16 protein-coding genes and 1 riboswitch are annotated in these 16,829 nt (G+C 62.4%); of the genes, 8 read left to right on the top strand and 8 right to left on the bottom strand.

Translation table 11 applies throughout. The annotated features are described in order from the left end of the window. Positions 1-51: 51 nt before the first annotated feature. On the bottom strand, positions 52-429 hold the full coding sequence (locus tag ACYQOP_RS26375) for a hypothetical protein (protein ID WP_056431120.1): 378 nt from the start codon (positions 427-429) through the stop codon (positions 52-54). 200 nt (positions 430-629) lie between these two features. Beyond that, the gene (gene carA, locus ACYQOP_RS26370) at positions 630-1,868 is read right to left on the bottom strand and encodes a glutamine-hydrolyzing carbamoyl-phosphate synthase small subunit (RefSeq protein ID WP_207411618.1); all 1,239 of its coding nucleotides are present in this window, start codon (positions 1,866-1,868) and stop codon (positions 630-632) included. Positions 1,869-2,073: 205 nt separating this feature from the next. On the opposite strand from carA, the gene ACYQOP_RS26365 reads away from it, so the two are divergent. From ACYQOP_RS26365 to rpoD, 3 genes are all read left to right on the top strand, one after another. Then, positions 2,074-2,535, top strand: coding sequence for a GatB/YqeY domain-containing protein (locus ACYQOP_RS26365; protein WP_056431113.1), 462 nt, complete (start codon positions 2,074-2,076; stop codon positions 2,533-2,535). Positions 2,536-2,631: 96 nt separating this feature from the next. Continuing rightward, positions 2,632-4,554 carry a DNA primase gene (dnaG, locus tag ACYQOP_RS26360; RefSeq protein ID WP_082469951.1) on the top strand — a complete coding sequence of 641 codons (1,923 nt, stop codon included), beginning with the start codon at positions 2,632-2,634 and terminating at the stop codon, positions 4,552-4,554. A gap of 197 nt (positions 4,555-4,751) precedes the next feature. After that, a complete protein-coding gene (rpoD, locus tag ACYQOP_RS26355; protein ID WP_056431109.1) occupies positions 4,752-6,752 on the top strand; it encodes an RNA polymerase sigma factor RpoD in 2,001 nt (666 codons plus the stop codon). 140 nt (positions 6,753-6,892) lie between these two features. Here the strand turns inward: rpoD and ACYQOP_RS26350 are convergent, their stop codons facing one another. Then, on the bottom strand, positions 6,893-7,243 hold the full coding sequence (locus ACYQOP_RS26350; protein ID WP_461225507.1) for a hypothetical protein: 351 nt from the start codon (positions 7,241-7,243) through the stop codon (positions 6,893-6,895). 201 nt (positions 7,244-7,444) lie between these two features. Here ACYQOP_RS26350 and ACYQOP_RS26345 point away from each other — a divergent pair, with 201 nt between their 5' ends. The 5 genes from ACYQOP_RS26345 to ACYQOP_RS26325 all read left to right on the top strand — a co-directional run bounded on the left by ACYQOP_RS26345 (position 7,445) and on the right by ACYQOP_RS26325 (position 11,835). Further along, the gene (locus ACYQOP_RS26345) at positions 7,445-8,695 is read left to right on the top strand and encodes an adenylate/guanylate cyclase domain-containing protein (protein WP_056431106.1); all 1,251 of its coding nucleotides are present in this window, start codon (positions 7,445-7,447) and stop codon (positions 8,693-8,695) included. A 65-nt stretch (positions 8,696-8,760) separates the two neighbouring features. Beyond that, a riboswitch (TPP riboswitch) is annotated at positions 8,761-8,891 on the top strand. Between the two features lie 68 nt (positions 8,892-8,959). Then, positions 8,960-10,186, top strand: a complete 1,227-nt coding sequence (gene thiO, locus ACYQOP_RS26340) for a glycine oxidase ThiO (RefSeq protein WP_461225098.1) — start codon at positions 8,960-8,962, stop codon at positions 10,184-10,186. Next, positions 10,183-10,395 (top strand): sulfur carrier protein ThiS, encoded by a 213-nt coding sequence (thiS, locus tag ACYQOP_RS26335; RefSeq protein ID WP_461225096.1) that lies wholly within the window; start codon positions 10,183-10,185, stop codon positions 10,393-10,395. Before thiO ends, thiS begins: the two co-directional genes overlap by 4 nt. 16 nt (positions 10,396-10,411) lie before the next feature. Continuing rightward, the gene (gene thiG, locus ACYQOP_RS26330) at positions 10,412-11,206 is read left to right on the top strand and encodes a thiazole synthase (protein WP_461225094.1); all 795 of its coding nucleotides are present in this window, start codon (positions 10,412-10,414) and stop codon (positions 11,204-11,206) included. Continuing rightward, positions 11,203-11,835: a thiamine phosphate synthase gene (locus ACYQOP_RS26325; RefSeq protein WP_461225092.1), complete on the top strand. Its 633-nt coding sequence runs from the start codon at positions 11,203-11,205 to the stop codon at positions 11,833-11,835. The genes thiG and ACYQOP_RS26325 overlap by 4 nt, the downstream gene beginning before the upstream one ends. On the opposite strand, the gene ACYQOP_RS26320 is transcribed toward ACYQOP_RS26325, so the two are convergent. The 5 genes from ACYQOP_RS26320 to radC form a co-directional block, all read right to left on the bottom strand. Beyond that, a complete protein-coding gene (locus ACYQOP_RS26320; RefSeq protein WP_056431094.1) occupies positions 11,832-12,581 on the bottom strand; it encodes a hypothetical protein in 750 nt (249 codons plus the stop codon). The two genes, ACYQOP_RS26325 and ACYQOP_RS26320, sit on opposite strands and share 4 nt — an antisense overlap. A gap of 57 nt (positions 12,582-12,638) precedes the next feature. Then, the gene (locus ACYQOP_RS26315; protein ID WP_056431091.1) at positions 12,639-13,466 is read right to left on the bottom strand and encodes a transglutaminase family protein; all 828 of its coding nucleotides are present in this window, start codon (positions 13,464-13,466) and stop codon (positions 12,639-12,641) included. 36 nt (positions 13,467-13,502) lie between these two features. Then, positions 13,503-14,447, bottom strand: coding sequence for an alpha-E domain-containing protein (locus ACYQOP_RS26310; protein ID WP_056431088.1), 945 nt, complete (start codon positions 14,445-14,447; stop codon positions 13,503-13,505). A gap of 68 nt (positions 14,448-14,515) precedes the next feature. Further along, the gene (locus tag ACYQOP_RS26305; RefSeq protein WP_056431086.1) at positions 14,516-15,955 is read right to left on the bottom strand and encodes a circularly permuted type 2 ATP-grasp protein; all 1,440 of its coding nucleotides are present in this window, start codon (positions 15,953-15,955) and stop codon (positions 14,516-14,518) included. A gap of 138 nt (positions 15,956-16,093) precedes the next feature. Then, a complete protein-coding gene (radC, locus tag ACYQOP_RS26300; RefSeq protein ID WP_056431084.1) occupies positions 16,094-16,813 on the bottom strand; it encodes a RadC family protein in 720 nt (239 codons plus the stop codon). Between the last annotated feature and the right edge of the window lie 16 nt (positions 16,814-16,829).

Genomic DNA, 16,829 nt, shown 5'->3' with positions numbered 1-16,829 from the left:
GTAAGAAGAGGAGGCGGCGCCAAGCCGCCTCCGACTGCCCGCGCGGTACGATCAGAGGCCGATATAGAGGGCGGCCACCGCGCGATCGATGGAGAGATAGAACACGCCGAAGGCCACGGCGGCGGCCGCGGCGAATTCGAGGGCGACGTTGGGCAGGGTCTGCGAGCGGCGCAGGATCTCGCGGCCGAAGAACAGGCTGAGCCAAGCGATCGTGAGGACGACGGGCAGGACGAACAGGAAGGACCAGGTGCTCTCGATGGTCTGGGTGCCGCCGGCCGGGTCGATGAGCGCGCGGATGTTGCGGACCCAGGGGGCGTAGCAGGCCGAATACAGGGCGGTCATCCAGGCGAGAGCGACGGCCACGCCGAGATGGAACGTGAAGACCCGATGCAGGCGCGAGAAATCATCGCGCGCGTCGTCGAACGTCATGTGGAAAACCCCGTGCTCAAGGCAGCAGGACGATCGTCGCGGCGGCGTCACCGTGCCGATCGTCGTTGGCTTCGGGGAGTACCGGTCAAAGCCGGGTTTTTTGTGACAACGAGGGAACCATTTCGCGAATGCCCCGGCGGCGATCCGCCGGAACTCAAGGGATGGGTGCGAAAGCGCCTGACGCGGCGAACGAAACGGCCCTACGCGGCGCCGGTGGGAGCCGTCTCGGCCTTGCCGCTGCGCATTAGCGCCACGAACCGCTCGAACAGGTAGTGGCTGTCGCGCGGGCCCGGCGAGGCTTCCGGGTGGTGCTGTACCGAGAAGGCCGGGCGGTCGGTGAGGGTGAGGCCGCAATTCGAGCCGTCGAACAGCGAGATATGCGTCTCCACCGCCGTCTCGGGCAGGCTGGCCGGATCGACGGCGAAGCCGTGGTTCATTGAGACGATCTCGACCTTCCCCGTGGTCTTGTCCTTCACCGGGTGGTTTGCCCCGTGATGGCCCTGAGCCATCTTCACGGTGCGCCCGCCGAGCGCCAGGCCCATGAGCTGGTGTCCAAGGCAGATGCCGAAGGTCGGAACCTTCTCGTCCAGAAGCTCGCGGATCACCGGAACGGCGTATTCGCCGGTGGCGGCCGGATCGCCTGGACCGTTCGACAGGAAGACACCGTCGGGCTTCATCGCCATGATCGCGGCGGCGGAGGTGGTGGCGGGCACGACGGTGACGTCGCAGCCGGCCTCGGCGAGCAGGCGCAGGATGTTGCGCTTCACCCCGTAATCGATGGCCACGACCTTGAGGCCCTCGCCGATCTGGCGGCTGCCGTAGCCGCTCTTCACCGCCCAGGTCGTCTGCGACCAATCGGAAGTCTCGCGGCTCGTGACCGGCGGAACGAGGTCGAGACCCTCCATCGGGGCGAGGGCGGCGGCGCGCGCCTTCAGTGCCTCGCGGTCGAACCGCCCCTCCGGATCGTTGGCGATGACGGCGTTGGGCATGCCGTGGTCGCGGATGAGGGCTGTGAGCGCCCGCGTGTCGATCCCGGTGATGCCGACGATGCCGCGCGCCTTCAGCCAGGCGTCGAGATGGCTCGACGAGCGCCAGCTCGACGGGTTGGTGACGGCCGAGGCGATGACCGCGCCGCGGACGCCGGAGGCGGGGGCCGCGTCGAGGCTCTCCAGGTCTTCGTCGTTGGTGCCGGTATTGCCGATATGCGGAAAGGTGAAGGTGACGATCTGACCGGCATAAGAGGGGTCGGTCAGGATCTCCTGGTAGCCGGTCATTGCGGTGTTGAAGCAGACCTCGCCGTCGGACGCCCCGGTCTGGCCGATGCCGAATCCTTCGAGGATGGTGCCGTCGGACAGCACGAGCAGGGCTGTCGCGAGCGGCTCGGCCCAGGGTGCGGGCGTGGAGGATGATTGCGCTTGGGCGCCTTCGTCTTGCAGCATCGTCGCGATCTCGCTTATGTCCAGCCGACCCATCGACGCCGGTGCGACGGCGCGCGCTGGTGGCGCATTGTGCGGCGCTCATAACGAGCGGGCCGTGATGGGGTCAATGTGGCCTCGGCGTTCGACCGGCTCAACCACTTCGATTCGCAGAATCTCGCAATTCGCACACCATTCCCGTTATCGGGACTACTTTCAGGAGACCACCATGCTGCGCGCCCGCCTTACCAGCGACATGAAAGAGGCCATGAAGGCCGGCGACAAGGCCAAGCTCGCCACTGTGCGGATGATTCAAGCCGCTTTGAAGGACAAAGACATCGAGGCCCGCGGTCTCGGCAAAGAGCCAGCCACAGAGGAAGAAATTCTCGCGCTACTGCAGAAAATGATCAAACAGCGCAACGAATCCGCTGGCGTCTATGATCAGGGTGGCCGCCCCGAACTCGCTGAGAATGAGCGGGCCGAGGCTGCGATTATCGCGGGTTATCTGCCCCAACAGATGGATGAGGCCGAGACGAGAGCTGCGATCGAGGCGGCTGTCGCGGAAACCGGTGCGGCTGGTCCTAAGGACATGGGCAAGGTCATTGCCGTGTTGAAAGGAAATTTCGCGGGCCGGATGGATTTCGGCAAGGCTAGCGGTCTGGTGAAGGACGTGCTGAACGCCAAATCCTGACTGATTGGGTTTCAGGGGGAGAGCGCGCGTCGAAGCGTTCGGGACTCTTTAAACGCACTGGGCTAGAATGAACCTCTGCGAAGGTTCGGTGCCCCAGTGCGTTACCCACCCCACATCCTCGAAGAGATCAGAGCGCGGCTTCCCGCCTCCGACGTGGTCGGGCGGCGGGTGCGGCTGAAGAAGGCGGGCCGCGAGTGGCGCGGCCTATCGCCCTTCAACTCGGAGAAGACGCCGTCCTTCTATGTGAACGACCAGAAGCAGTTCTACCACTGTTTTTCGAGCGGTAAGCACGGCGACGTCTTCACGTTCCTGATGGAGACCGAGGGCCTCAGCTTTCCCGAGGCGGTGGAGCGCCTGGCCGGGGAGGCGGGGGTGACCCTGCCCGCGCCCAGCGCCGACACGCGGGAGATGGAAACCAAGCGCACCGGCGCTTTCGAGGTCATGGAACTGGCGGCCGCCTATTACGAGGACCAGCTCAAGGGCCGCCTCGGTACCGGCGCCCGCGCCTATCTCGACCGGCGCGAACTCGGCCCCGAGATCCGCTCGCGTTTCCGGCTCGGCTACGCCACGTCGGAGCGCTACGGCCTGCGCGATCATCTGGCCGCGAAGGACGTGGACAAGGAGCTGATGGCCGAACTGGGCCTGCTCGTCAGCGGCGACGACATCGCCGTCCCCTTCGACAAGTTCCGCGACCGGGTGATGTTTCCCATCACCGACAGCCGGGGCCGGGTCATCGCCTTCGGGGGCCGGGCGATGCAGGCCGACGCCAAGGCGAAGTACATGAATTCGCCGGAGACCCCGCTCTTCCACAAGGGGCAGGTGCTCTACAACCTGCACGGCGCCCGCAAAGCGGCCCATGATCGCGGGACGATCATCGCGGTGGAAGGCTATGTCGACGTTATCGCCATGACCATGGCCGGACACCCGAACGCTGTCGCCGGCCTCGGCACGGCCTTGACGGAGGAACAGCTGGCGCTGCTCTGGCGCCATGCCGACGAGCCGATCCTGTGTTTCGACGGTGACGGCGCCGGCCAGCGCGCGGCGTTCAAGGCACTCGATGTGGCCCTGCCGGGATTGACGCCTGGAAAGTCGCTGCGCTTCGCGCTTCTGCCGGAGGGGCAGGACCCCGATGACCTGCTCCGCTCGGCCGGCGCTTCGGCCATCGATCGCGTTCTCGAAGGCGCCCGCCCCCTTGTCGACGTTCTATGGTCGCGCGCTACGGAATCCACGCCAGCGGATACGCCCGAACGCAAGGCTGGTCTCGCCAAAGGGCTTCGCGAGATGGTCGCTTCGATCCGCGACGAGACAGTGAGACGGTTCTATAAGGATGAGATAGAGGGGCGCCTTCGTGGCCTCTCACCCGCTAGTAGCGGTGGCCAGCGTCGGACCGGTTATGAGCCCCGGAACGGTGGTGTATCGACGTTTCAGCGCAAACCGCGACCTGGTGATCCGCCGCCATCGCCGCGAATCACTACGAAGTTCAACCCGCTCTTCGCTGGATCGACTAATTCCGGCGGGACGGCAATGTTTCGCGATCGTGAGGCTATGATCGTCTCGAGCTTGCTGGCTCACCCGGAATTGTTGGGGATAGAAGCCGAGGATCTGGCAGCGCTGGAACTCGACGATCCCGACGCACAGGCGCTGCGGTCCCTGCTGCTGGACCAGGCCGCAGACGCCGATCAGCCCGATGTGGAGGTTCTGGAAACTCGTTTGCGCAGGGCTGGGCTCGGCGAGGCAGCGATACGGCTCGCCTCCCATGTCCGGCCTGGTGACCGCTGGACGCTCGATCCGCATGCAGACCGGATGCGGCTGGAAGACGCATTGCGTCAGGCCGTGATCTTGCACCGGAAGTCTGGCGCGCTAAATAGCGAGCTTCGCTCTGCCGAGCGCGCACTGGTCGAGGATGAATCCGAGGCCAACTTCGCTTGGCTTTGCGACGTCAAGGAACGTATGGCCGTAGTCGCAGGGGCAGAGGCAGACGCCGACGTGCCAGAATCAGACGATACGGCGGCCGCGTAACCACGACGAAACAGAATTTAGAGTGCCGCTTGCGGCGCATGGTTAACAATCGGTCAAGCGTCGTGCTTGTACACCGAAATATGAGATATCGACGCGGTCGCCTCGTGCGCGCCGCACATCACAGAATGGTGGCGTGGACGACGCGGAGTGAGCCGAACGCTCCCGCTCAACGCGACCAGGGCAACAATAGGCGGAACATGGCGACGAAGGCAACGGAACGGGACGATGCGGATGCTGCTCCTGAGCAACAGACCGACGGACCGCTCCTCGATCTGACCGATGCCTCAGTAAAGCGGATGGTGAAGCTCGCTAAGAAGCGCGGCTACATCACCTATGAGGAGATCAACGAGGTGCTGCCTGAGGGGCAGTCCGATCCGGATCAGCTCGAGGACGTGCTGTCGCAGCTGTCCGAGATGGGCATCAACGTCGTCGAGGCCGAAGAGACCGAGGATGCTGGGGGCGACAAGCCTGCCAACGGTGAAGCGTCCGACGACGATGACGCCGCCGAAGGCACGGAAGTCGCCGAGATCGCCCCGACTAAGCCGCTCGCCGTTCGCGAGACGACGGCGAAGGAACCAACCGATCGTACCGACGATCCGGTTCGCATGTACCTGCGCGAGATGGGCTCGGTGGAGCTACTCTCCCGTGAGGGCGAAATCGCCATTGCGAAGCGCATCGAGGCCGGCCGCGAGGCGATGATCGCGGGCCTCTGCGAGAGTCCGCTTACCTTCCAGGCCATCATCATCTGGCGCGATGAGCTCGTCGACGGACGCGTGCTGCTGCGCGACATCATCGACCTAGAGGCGACCTATGCCGGGCCGGACGCGAAGAACGCTCCCCAGCTCACCGAGGGCGAGGATGCGGACGAGGCCGAGGCCGAGGCGCCGATCCCCTCTGAGGGCGGCGACGACGAAGACGACATGGAGAACAACGTTTCGCTCGCGGCGATGGAAGCTGAGATCAAGCCGCGCGTTCTCGAGACGTTCGACAATATCGCCAACAACTATAAGAAGCTGCGCAAGCTCCAGAACGAGCATGCCGATCTGAAGGCGGGTGGCGGAACGCAGACCTCCGCTCAGAGTCAAAAGCAGTCCGACCTCAAGGATACCGTCGTCGCCGACGTGAAGTCGCTGTCACTCAACTCGAACCGCATCGAAGCGCTCGTCGAGCAGCTTTACGACATCAACAAGCGCCTCATCAGCCATGAGGGTCGCCTCATGCGTTATGCCGAGAGCCACGGCGTCGCCCGCGACGAGTTCCTACGCCACTACCAGGGCTGGGAGCTCGATCCGAATTGGATGGAGCGTGTCGGCAAGCTCGGTGGCAAGGGCTGGAAGAACCTTGTCGAGAAGGGCGCCAAGCAGGTTGCCGATCTGCGTGAGCAGATCCTTACGCTCGCGTCGGAGACCGGCTTGGAGATCGGCGAATACCGCAAGATCGTCAACATGGTTCAGAAGGGCGAGCGCGAAGCCCGTCAGGCCAAGAAGGAGATGATCGAGGCCAACCTCCGTCTCGTGATTTCCATCGCTAAGAAATACACCAACCGCGGCCTGCAGTTCCTGGACCTGATCCAGGAGGGCAATATCGGCCTGATGAAGGCCGTCGATAAGTTCGAGTATCGCCGCGGCTACAAGTTCTCGACCTATGCCACGTGGTGGATCAGGCAGGCGATCACCCGCTCCATCGCCGATCAGGCGCGCACCATCCGCATTCCGGTGCACATGATCGAGACGATCAACAAGATTGTCCGGACCTCGCGCCAGATGCTGCACGAGATTGGCCGCGAACCGACTCCCGAGGAGCTGGCCGAGAAGCTGGCCATGCCTTTGGAGAAAGTCCGGAAAGTCCTGAAGATCGCCAAGGAGCCGATCTCCCTCGAAACGCCTATCGGCGACGAGGAGGATTCGCATCTCGGCGATTTCATTGAGGACAAGAACGTCGTTCTGCCGATCGATGCGGCGATCCAGTCGAACCTGCGCGAGACTACCACTCGCGTGCTGGCCTCGCTGACGCCGCGCGAGGAGCGTGTGCTGCGCATGCGCTTCGGCATCGGTATGAATACCGACCACACCCTCGAAGAGGTCGGTCAGCAATTCTCTGTCACGCGTGAGCGTATCCGTCAGATCGAAGCCAAGGCGCTGCGGAAGCTGAAGCACCCGAGCCGCTCCAGGAAGTTGCGAAGCTTCTTGGACAACTGAGGTCGGATCGTTCCGCGTTTCAGGCGACGATCATCTTTCAGAATCTAGAATGGCGCATCCCTCGGTGCGCCATTCTCGTTCAGGGCCTATGACCCGTAAATAAGGGACGCGACGGCTCGTCGGCCTTAGCCACCTACGCGTCAATAGCTTGCCGCACGCGATGGGTCGAAGCCGCGCTTGCGCGAATAGATACTTTCTGCATCCGGCATGATGGCTCCCGCCATAGGATTTACGGGATTGGTGGCCCTGGGCTTTTGCCGAGATGCGTCCGTTCCACAGCCATTGCACAAGGACGCGATAGCCCGTTCACCGCGCCGGGCGATCCGTTCATTGAAGGTTGCCTGGCGCCGGCTGCTGGTTTCGTTCGATTCGGAGAAGCTCGATGTTGTCCGAGCATGAGCCTCGTCGCCTGGTGCAGCCTGCGCGCGGGATGGCGTGTTCGCGGCCGGAAGCGATACAGGCTCGGCCTTTGCCACCCCGGTACACGTCATGGCGATCACGAGGGCGACAACGCGATGTGCGAAAGGCATGGGCTGATCCGATGGTAGAGATAGAAAATTGGCGTCACGATCGGCCGGTGATGGCCAATTCCATATTACCGTGGCACCAATAGGACGACATTTTCGTGGGAACTCGTGACGAACTTGACGGCACCTGTTGTCGCCCCGCCCACTCCGACCCACTTTGGCATCATGCTCGATCTTAGTCCGCCCCATCCTCCGCCGACTGCCGATGCAGACGGGTCGGAGGCGAATGACGTACCGTTCGGGTCGCTGCAGGAGAGTGTCGCCCTCAGGGATTGGCTTTTGAGCGAGGGGGCTCGTCTGCCGCAGGCGGATGATCTTCTGGCCGGGATGTCTGAGCGGTTGATCGCTCTCGGTGTCCCTGTCGATCGCGCATCGACCGCCATCGACACGTTGCACTCCGAGTATTCAGGCGTGGGTCGTTTTTGGACGCGCGAGACTGGCTCGACGGTCCGCTTGTTCCCGCACGGCGATGCATCCGACCGTGCCTATCGAGATAGTCCGTTCTTCACCGTCCACGAGACCGGTGAATGGCTCATCGTCGATCTGAATGACACGAAGGATCTACGGTACTCGATCATTCCCGAACTCAAGGCCGAAGGTTACACTCACTATATCGTTGCGCCGTTGTTCTTTACCAATGGCACGCGTAACGGCATCACCTTCGCAACTCGCGCGGTCGGCGGCTTTCGAGACGAAGACATCGCGATCCTCCGTTTCGTCATGCCCACGCTGGCGGCAGTGATGGAGATGCGGATCGTCAACAAGACGCTGGATCAGGTTCTACGAATTTATGTCGGTGACGAGCCTCACCGAGCTATTCTCTCCGGTGATATCCGCCGGGGGCAAGTCAAGCGTATTCGATCTGCGATTTTTTTTGCAGATATGCGTGACTACACCCAGATTTCGGCAAATATGACACCAGAGGAGGCTGTGGACCTCCTCAATATCTTCTTCGATTGCCTTGTGCCGGCCGTCGAGCGCGAAGGTGGCGAAGTGTTGAAATACCTCGGCGATGGGCTGCTGGCGATCTTCCGCGAACGCGGCGACGACCTTGGCGGAGCCGCTAAAGGCGCACTCATCGCAGCGCGAACTGCCCTAGCCGCACTCGACGAGGCAAATGCCATTGGTCGGTTCGCTCAACCCGTCGTTGCGGGTATCGCCCTCCACCATGGCGAGGCGGCCTATGGAAATGTCGGATCGGGCGCCCGGCTCGACTTCACCGTCATCGGCCGCGATGTGAACCTTGCAAGCCGCCTCGCGCGCCTGAACAAGACGCTTGGAGAGCCGCTTCTCATGTCGAAACCGTTCGTCGATTTCCTCTGGGATGAGTCGGAAGCTCTCGGCGAACACGACCTCGATGGATTCGCCGAACCAATGGGCGTCTATCGGCCAGGGAGAACACCTGTGCCCGTCTGACACGGGTTCTTGTATCCTGAGGCGCCCCTGGGGATTGACCGAGGCGCGATCGTTACCCACATTATGGGCGTTCCAGGGAGATCCCCGTCAAGGGGCTGAGAAACCGATGAGCTTGGGCCATGAGCCCGGGCGGCGCGGAAATCCTTTGAACCTGAACCGGCTCATACCGGCGTAGGGATTGGACCGCGGGTTTCTCTCGAAGGGAGCTCGGCACGCTTCGGATCGGAGCTGAAGGACACCAATCTTTGCGAAGCATCGCGGAGGTTGTTTTTGGACGTCTCAGCTAACCCGACCATCGGTTCCCGCAGAGCGACGGGTATCGTCATTGATAGCAACGCGTTGCCAACCCGAAGCGATGTCGTCGTTGTGGGCGCCGGATTGATCGGTCTCTCTTGTGCGTGGCGTCTGGCTCAAGCCAGGCTGAGCGTCACGGTTATCGAGCGCGACACCGTCGGCGTCGGCGCGAGCCTCGCCGCAACGGGGATGCTGGCACCGGCTGCGGAGCATGAGCCGGGTTCGGATCCTCTACTGCCTCTGGCGCTTGAGAGCCTGGCACGCTGGCCGGGCTTTCGCGACGAACTCCAGGCCGCCTCGGGTATCGGCATCGACTACCGGGAGGAGGGGACTCTCGTCGTAGCCATCGGTCGCGATGAGGTCGACCGCCTTCGATTTCGGCACGACCTGCAGATCCGGTCCGGACTTTCCGCCCGCTGGTTGCCGGGGTCGGAGGTTCGTGCTTTGGAGCCTACCCTATGCCCCTCCGTGACGGCTGGTCTGTTCTGCCCTGACGACCATCAGGTCGATCCACGTCTCGTGATGGCCGGGCTCACCCGCGCAGTTGAGGCCGCCGGTGTCACCATCGTCGAGCACTGCGCAGTGGAGGCGCTCGATTGGGTAGGCGACCGGGTCTGCGGTGCTGCCACGTCTCGCGGGCATATCTCGGCGGCAACCCTGATCCTTGCAACCGGTGCCTGGAGTGGCGACGCCAGCCTTCTTACCGGTGAACTCGCTTTGCCGGTGAGACCCTTGCGGGGTCAATCTCTGGCGCTGAAGACTACAACACGGACCGGCAATCTCTCGCACATGGTCTGGACCGAGCAGGTCCATATGGCCCCGAAGGCAGATGGCCATCTCATCATAGGCGCTACGGTCGAGGATTGCGGCTTCGTCCCCGGCGTCACCGCCGGTGGTCTTTATGCGTTGTTAGAGGGAGCGCGTCGGGTTCTACCCGGCATCGAGGAGATGGAGGTTGAGGCGGTCTGGAGTGGTTTTCGGCCAACCTCCGATGACGATGCGCCGATCATCGATACTCTGGCTCCTGGCCTCGTGGTCGCCACCGGGCATCACCGCAACGGCTATCTTCTCGCTCCAGCCACGGCCGATTGCGTGGCCGAGCTCGTTACCACCGGCGCGTTGCCCGATATCGCAAGCAGTTTCGGTCTCGCTCGATTCCACCGATCTGTGCAGCGCGAGAGGAGGGCCTTCGCATGAAGATCAGCATCAACGGACAGCCTCGCGAGATCGAGGCCGGGGATGTGTCGGCGCTCTTCCGGCTCGAGGCGGAGCAGACCGGAATTGAGAGCCCGCAGGGCATTGCCATCGCGGTGAACGGCACGGTCATTCGCCGGCGGGATTGGGAGACGACCGCCATCACGGAAGGCGACAAGGTCGAGATCGTGCGTGCCATGCAGGGCGGATAGCCGGAGGACAATCATCATGAACGGACGTACGATCGAAACTACTGCGGACGATGCATTGGTCATCGCCGGCGTGGCCTTGAGCTCCCGCCTTTTCATCGGCACTGCTGGTTATCCAACGCAGAGCATCATGGTCGATGCGATCGAAGCATCCGGTGCAGAGGTCGTCACCGCCTCGATTCGCCGCGTCTCGCTGCAAGGCCACGGTTCGGATACTGTGCGGCGCCTGAAGGGCTATCGTTTCCTGCCCAATACTGCCGGCTGCGAGACTGCTCGCGATGCGATTATGACCGCCGATCTCGCCCGTGAAGCCCTCGATACGAACTGGATAAAGGTCGAAGTCATCGGTGACCGGGAAACGCTCTACCCGGACGTGTCCGAATTGCTGGCCGCTTGTCGCCATCTCGTCGATGATGGGTTCGTCGTCCTGCCCTATTGCAATGACGACCCCGTCGTATGTCAGCGGCTTGCTGATATTGGCTGCGCGGCGGTGATGCCGATGGGCTCCCTGATTGGCTCTGGTATGGGGGTCGCCAACCCCGCTAATCTCGAACTGATCTGTCGGCGGGCCAGTGTGCCGGTCATTGTCGATGCCGGAATCGGCACCGCTTCCGATGCTGTGGTCGCCATGGAGCTCGGCGCGGCGGGCTGTCTTCTCAATACCGCTGTGGCCAAAGCGGACGATCCGGTTCGCATGGCTCGCGCCATGCGTCATGCGGTCGAGGCCGGTCGCCTCGCCCATCTTGCTGGCCGAATCCCTAAGCGAGGCCGCGCCGATCCGTCGAGCCCGCAGCTCGGTCTCGTGGGCTCGTGACGCCGAAACCATCAGGTCTACTCGTCGTAACGGACCAGACGGGGAGTGACATCCCGTTGGTTGAAAGGGTCGAGGCGGCCCTTGCCGGCGGTGTCCGCTGGATCTGGTTCAGGGACCGCGATCTCGACGCGGCCTCTCGCCAATCCCTTGCCGAAGACCTGATCATCCCGGTGCGCAGGATGGGTGCCGCTTTCATTGTAGGTGGAGACGCGGCGCTCGCCTGTGCGATCGGAGCAGACGGTGTTCATCTCAGTGGTGGCGCCAAGCGAGAGGATATCCTTTCGGCAAAGCAACAACTTCCATCCGTATGCCTGATTGGCATCTCGGCCCATTCTCCAGCCGAGATCGACAGGGCCGCCGAGCTGGGCGTGGACTATGCGACCCTTAGCCCAATTTTCGAGACGCAAAGCAAGCCGGGATACGGGCCCGCACTCGGGCCGGCTGCGCTCCAATCTGATCGTAGGCGTGAGATACCGGTTTTTGCCCTAGGGGGAATCAGCCCGCTGAATACCCGCGCCTGCCGCAATGCCGGCTTTGCCGGAATTGCGATCATGGGCGGGGTCATGAGGGCCAAGGATCCGGAGGGGGCGGTGCGTGCCTATCGCGAAGCCTGGGACGGTCCGGGCTAGCGCGGGGCAGGCCCGTAGGGAGGACGTGGGATAGCCCGGTGCGCCGCGCGCAGAGCGGCCGACCACCGCTCCCGGAGATCGTGGAAATATGACTCTCCTGCCTCGATCCGATGGCTCACCTCAAGGTCGAGGGCATCGCGTCGGCACACGGCGATATCGATCGGCAAACCCACACCCAGATTCGAACGCATCGTCGAATCCATGGAAACGAGGCCCACCTTCAGGGCGTCATAGAGGTCCGTCTCGAACTTCACGGCCCGATCGAGGATGGGCTTGCCGTATTTATGCTCACCAATCTGAAGGAACGGTGCGTCGGTGCTGCACTCGATGAAGTTTCCGGCCGAGTAGATGAGAAACAGGCGCATCGGCTCATTGCCGATCTGACCGCCGAACAGCAGCGAGATGGAGAATCGCAGGTTCGCTGCCTCGAACCCGGCCTTCTCGATGGCACGCACACGGCGGATCGCCTTGCCGATGAGCTGGGCCGCCTGAAACATCGTCGTGGTTTCGGTGATCTTCAGTGTAGGTTCGCCGTCATCGCCAGAGACGCCCTCGGCCAACATGCTGAGTACCGACTGCGTCACAGATAGATTGCCAGCCGAGGCCAGCATCATCACCCGTTCGCCCGGCACGTTGAAATGATGCAGCTTGCGATAGGTCGAGATGTCGTCGAGTCCCGCATTCGTGCGGGTATCGGCAACCATCACGAGTCCTTCCTCGACGAGGAGCCCGACGCAATAGGTCATGATACCGATACCCCCGATGGCCCGAGAATCTCGAGCCATGCCTCACGATGCGACAGATTAAACCTGGACGGCGGCTTGGACCTGTTCGACGCGAAGCTTTACTTCGAGCGTTTCAGTCCCGCCACCCATCCGACTGCCTCTGATCGGGGCCGCACCCAAATAATCCAGCCCGATGGCGACACGGATATGCGCCTCGGTCGTAGCGATACCATTTGCAGGGTCGAAACCTACCCATCCAAGGCCGGGCACCAGGGCTTCCGCCCAAGCATGCCCCGCTCCCTGGTCCTCCCCGCCTTCGGCGTGGAAGAAATAGCCCGAGACGTAGCGAGCAGGAATCTCGAGATGTCGCGCGGCCGCGATGAAAATATGGGCGAGATCCTGGCATACGCCCTTTCCGGCGGCGAAGGATTGCGCAGCGGTGGTGCTGGCGCTGGCCGGACCCGGCTCGAACGCGACCGTGTCGAAGACAGCGGCAAGGAGGCGGTGGAGGCAGGGGAGCACTGAGGAATCCCCTTCGTCGACCACGCTTTTAGCAAAAGCCTGAAGCTCGGTATTGGCCACCGCCAAATCGGAATCGCGCAGGTAGAAAACGTCTGGAAGGCGTTCCACCGTGCCGCGGACTATCCCATGCATCTCGTTGGTGTCGACTTCGCCGGTCACCCGGATGGTCAGGGCATCCGCAGGCTCGTCCGCCGTGAACCAGTGCGTGACATTACCGAAGCCGTCCTCGCGCTCGCTGACCCGCCCATCCACAGACGGCTCGATCCGCCAGCGGCGGACGTATTGCCCGTCATGGTCACGCGGACGAAGACGCAGGAGTTGGATCAGGCCGCGAGCGGGCTGCTCGTAAGTGTAGTTGGTCTCATGGAAAACGCGGATGCGCATGGACGTCTCTTGCAGAGCTCAGGATTCGACGGAACCCTACACCAGATATTGTTCGATGACGGCCGCGCCGAGGCGATTGTTCTCGACGATGAAAGCGGTGACAAACTCGTGTAGCCCCGACCGGAAGACCCGGTCGATATTCTCGCTTTCAAGGCGTGCTAGAGTGTTGCTCGCCAACCGCTGACTAGCCCCACGCCTGCCATAGGCGTCGGCGATGAGATCGAGATGCTCCACCAGCATTCCGTAGCAATTGGTCAGGGAGCGCGGCATCTGCCGGTTCAGGATGAGCAGGTCGGCCACTAGAAGCGGTTTGACGCTTTCACGGTAAACCCAATGATAAGCGTTGAAAGCCGAAACCTCTCGCAGGATCGTAGTCCATTGGAAATAATCGAGGCTTCCACCGACTTTCTCAGTGGCCGGCAGAAGAATGCGGTACTTCACATCGAGGATACGGGCGGTATTGTCCGCCCGCTCAATGGCGGTGCCGAGTCTTGTGAACCAATAGGCGTCGTTCCGTAGCATCGTACGATAGGCTGAGCCGTCGAACGCGAGGGACACTCCTTTCACCCATTCGAGGAAACGGCTGAACTCATCGCGAGTAAGGTCACGACCTTCGTAGTTGCGCAGTTCGAGCCAAGCACCGTTGATCGCGTCCCACATTTCCGTGGTCAGCGCCGTACGAACCGACCTGGCGTTCTCGCGCGCCGTCTCGATGCAGGAGCGGATCGAAGAAGGGTTGTGCGGCGAGAAAGCCAGGAAGTTGCACACGGTCGCTTCGTTGACGCTGTCATAAAGCGTCTTGAACACTTCCGGGTCTCCCGCCGAAGCCAGTGCCGACGCCCATTCGTTGGTCTCGCCACCGCCGTAGCTCGACGGCAGGGCCGCGAGCCGGTGAGCCGCATCGAGGATGCGAGCCACGAATTCGGCCCGCTCGGCGTAGCGCGAGAGCCAGTAAAGATTGTCGGCGGTCCGGGACAGCATGGGTTTCCGTTAAGGCGATAGACGAGAAAACGATCCACCTCTCGCGCGAGGTGAGTTCGAACGTGATGTCAGGCGTCGAGTACCCAAGTGTCTTTGGTGCCACCGCCCTGGCTCGAATTGACGACGAGCGACCCTTCCTTGAGGGCAACACGTGTCAGACCGCCGGGAACGATCCTGATCTCGTCGGAGCCGCATAACACGAACGGTCTCAGATCGACGTGGCGCGGTGCGACGCCGGATGCAACGAATGTCGGGCAAGTTGACAGTGCAAGCGTCGGCTGCGCGATGAACCCATCCGGTGAATGGCGGAGCTTGCGCCCGAAATCTTCGATCTCCCGCTTCGTGGCATGCGGACCGACCAGCATGCCGTAGCCCCCCGACCCGTTGACTTCCTTCACGACGAGATCGGCCAGATTATCCATCACGTAGGAGAAGGCCTCCTTTTCGCGGCACCGGTATGTCGGCACGTTGTGAAGGATGGGCTCCTCGCCGGTGAAGAATTTCACGATCTCCGGCATGTAGCTGTAGACCGCCTTGTCGTCCGCGATACCGGTGCCGACCGCGTTGGCAAGGGTTACCGTCCCGCGCTCATAGGCATTCATGAGGCCGGGCACACCGAGAACCGAATCGGGGCGAAACACCAGGGGGTCGAGGAAATCATCGTCCAGGCGGCGGTAGATGACATCGACTCGGCGCGGGCCTTCCGTGGTGCGCATGTAGACGACGTCGTCCTTGGTGAAGAGGTCAGATGCCTCCACCAAATCGACGCCAAGCTTGTCGGCCAGGAAGGAGTGTTCGTAGAAAGCCGAATTGTAGCGACCGGGGGTGAGCAATACGACGGAGGGATCTCGGGTCGCCGTCTGCGGGGCCAGGCTGCGTAGGGTCGCGAGCAGGGAATCCGGATAATTCTCCACCGGCGCCACGCGATGGCGCGAAAACAATTCGGGGAAGAGCCGCAGCATCACTTCCCGGTTCTCCAGCATGTAGGAGACGCCGGACGGCGTGCGGGCATTGTCCTCGAGCACGAAGAAGTCGTTCTCGCCGGTACGGACGATATCGATACCGGCGATGTGCACATAGAGATCGTGCGGGACTTTGAAGGCCCGCATCTCCATCCGGTAGTGCGGATTGCGATAGACCAGATCAGCTGGAATGATCCCGGCTTTGATGCATTCCTGCGCGCCATAGATGTCGCTGAGGAAGGCATTGATCGCCGTGACACGCTGTTTCAGCCCGCGCTCCAGGAAGCTCCATTCCGGCTTGGTGATAACCCGTGGGATGATGTCGAAAGGGATCAGTCGCTCAGTGGATTCGTTTGCACCGTAAACGGCGAAAGTGATGCCGATCCGCCGAAACAACATTTCGGCTTGGCTACGACGCGTATTGAAATGCTCGGGCGGAGTCGTGTCGAGCCAGGATTTCAGACTGTCATAGGCTTCTCGTACCGCGGAATCGCCCATTGCGGCGCCGGGTATCCCATTCATCTCGTCGAACGCAGCGAGCGCCATTCGCGCCTCCCCTTTTATCTCGGCATCGTCGCAAGAGGCGCGCCACCGGGTCGATGTGCACGTTACATCAGGCCGACGTTGTCTCCCGATCGCCGTCCGCCAAACGATCCGCCTAATCCTAACGTCAGAGTAGCACGTTCAGATCAGCTTCAACCCTTTCAGACTCGCGTGTCCATCGCGTCCGAGAATGACATGGTCGTGGACGATAATTCCCAGTGGATCGAGGATTCCAACAATCTCGCGCGTCATCTTGATATCCGCCGCCGACGGTGTCGGATCACCGGATGGGTGATTGTGGGCAAGGATGATGGCGGTGGCCGAGAGTTCGAGGGCGCGGCGGGCGACTTCACGTGGATAGACCGGAGTATGGTCGACGGTGCCCCGACCTTGAACTTCGTCGGCGATGAGGTGGTTGCGTTTGTCCAGGAACAGCACGCGGAACTGCTCGCGCGGCGAAAAGGCCATGGTCGCGCGGCAATACTCGAGGAGTGCAGCCCAGGAGGACAGCAAGGGGCGCGCGGCGATGGCACCCCGAGCGAGGCGATGGCCGGCCGCCTCGATCAGCTTGATATCGGCGATCACGCCCTGGCTGACGCCGTCCACCTCCGCGAGGCGGTTCGGCTCTGCGCTCACGACTTCCGCGAAACTGCCGAACCGTCGAATCAAAGCCTTTGCCAGGGGCTTTACGTCCCGCCGCGGGATCGCTCGAAAGAGAACGAGTTCGAGCAGCTCATAGTCGGGCAGAGCATCGGCGCCGGCTTGGGCGAATCGGGCCCTCAACCGGTCGCGATGTCCGAGATAATGCGGTTCCAGCGATCCTGTGGTCTCGCTCGCCGATGCGACGGGGAGGCGCGTCATCGTGTTGCCTCCGGAT

This window comes from Methylobacterium sp. CM6247 (genome assembly GCF_054817925.1).
The sequence above is the reverse complement of the archived record's forward strand: the minus strand, read 5'-3'. Positions and strand labels throughout refer to the sequence as shown.

Bases quoted from the DNA above. Each gene is read 5' to 3' on its own strand.
- ACYQOP_RS26375 (WP_056431120.1), bottom strand. From the start codon at position 429: ATGACGTTCGACGACGCGCGCGATGATTTCTCGCGCCTGCATCGGGTC.
- carA (WP_207411618.1), bottom strand. From the start codon at position 1,868: ATGCTGCAAGACGAAGGCGCCCAAGCGCAATCATCCTCCACGCCCGCA.
- ACYQOP_RS26365 (WP_056431113.1), top strand. From the start codon at position 2,074: ATGCTGCGCGCCCGCCTTACCAGCGACATGAAAGAGGCCATGAAGGCC.
- rpoD (WP_056431109.1), top strand. From the start codon at position 4,752: ATGGCGACGAAGGCAACGGAACGGGACGATGCGGATGCTGCTCCTGAG.
- ACYQOP_RS26350 (WP_461225507.1), bottom strand. From the start codon at position 7,243: ATGACGTGTACCGGGGTGGCAAAGGCCGAGCCTGTATCGCTTCCGGCC.
- ACYQOP_RS26345 (WP_056431106.1), top strand. From the start codon at position 7,445: ATGCTCGATCTTAGTCCGCCCCATCCTCCGCCGACTGCCGATGCAGAC.
- thiS (WP_461225096.1), top strand. From the start codon at position 10,183: ATGAAGATCAGCATCAACGGACAGCCTCGCGAGATCGAGGCCGGGGAT.
- thiG (WP_461225094.1), top strand. From the start codon at position 10,412: ATGAACGGACGTACGATCGAAACTACTGCGGACGATGCATTGGTCATC.
- ACYQOP_RS26320 (WP_056431094.1), bottom strand. From the start codon at position 12,581: ATGACCTATTGCGTCGGGCTCCTCGTCGAGGAAGGACTCGTGATGGTT.
- ACYQOP_RS26315 (WP_056431091.1), bottom strand. From the start codon at position 13,466: ATGCGCATCCGCGTTTTCCATGAGACCAACTACACTTACGAGCAGCCC.
- ACYQOP_RS26310 (WP_056431088.1), bottom strand. From the start codon at position 14,447: ATGCTGTCCCGGACCGCCGACAATCTTTACTGGCTCTCGCGCTACGCC.
- ACYQOP_RS26305 (WP_056431086.1), bottom strand. From the start codon at position 15,955: ATGGCGCTCGCTGCGTTCGACGAGATGAATGGGATACCCGGCGCCGCA.
- radC (WP_056431084.1), bottom strand. From the start codon at position 16,813: ATGACGCGCCTCCCCGTCGCATCGGCGAGCGAGACCACAGGATCGCTG.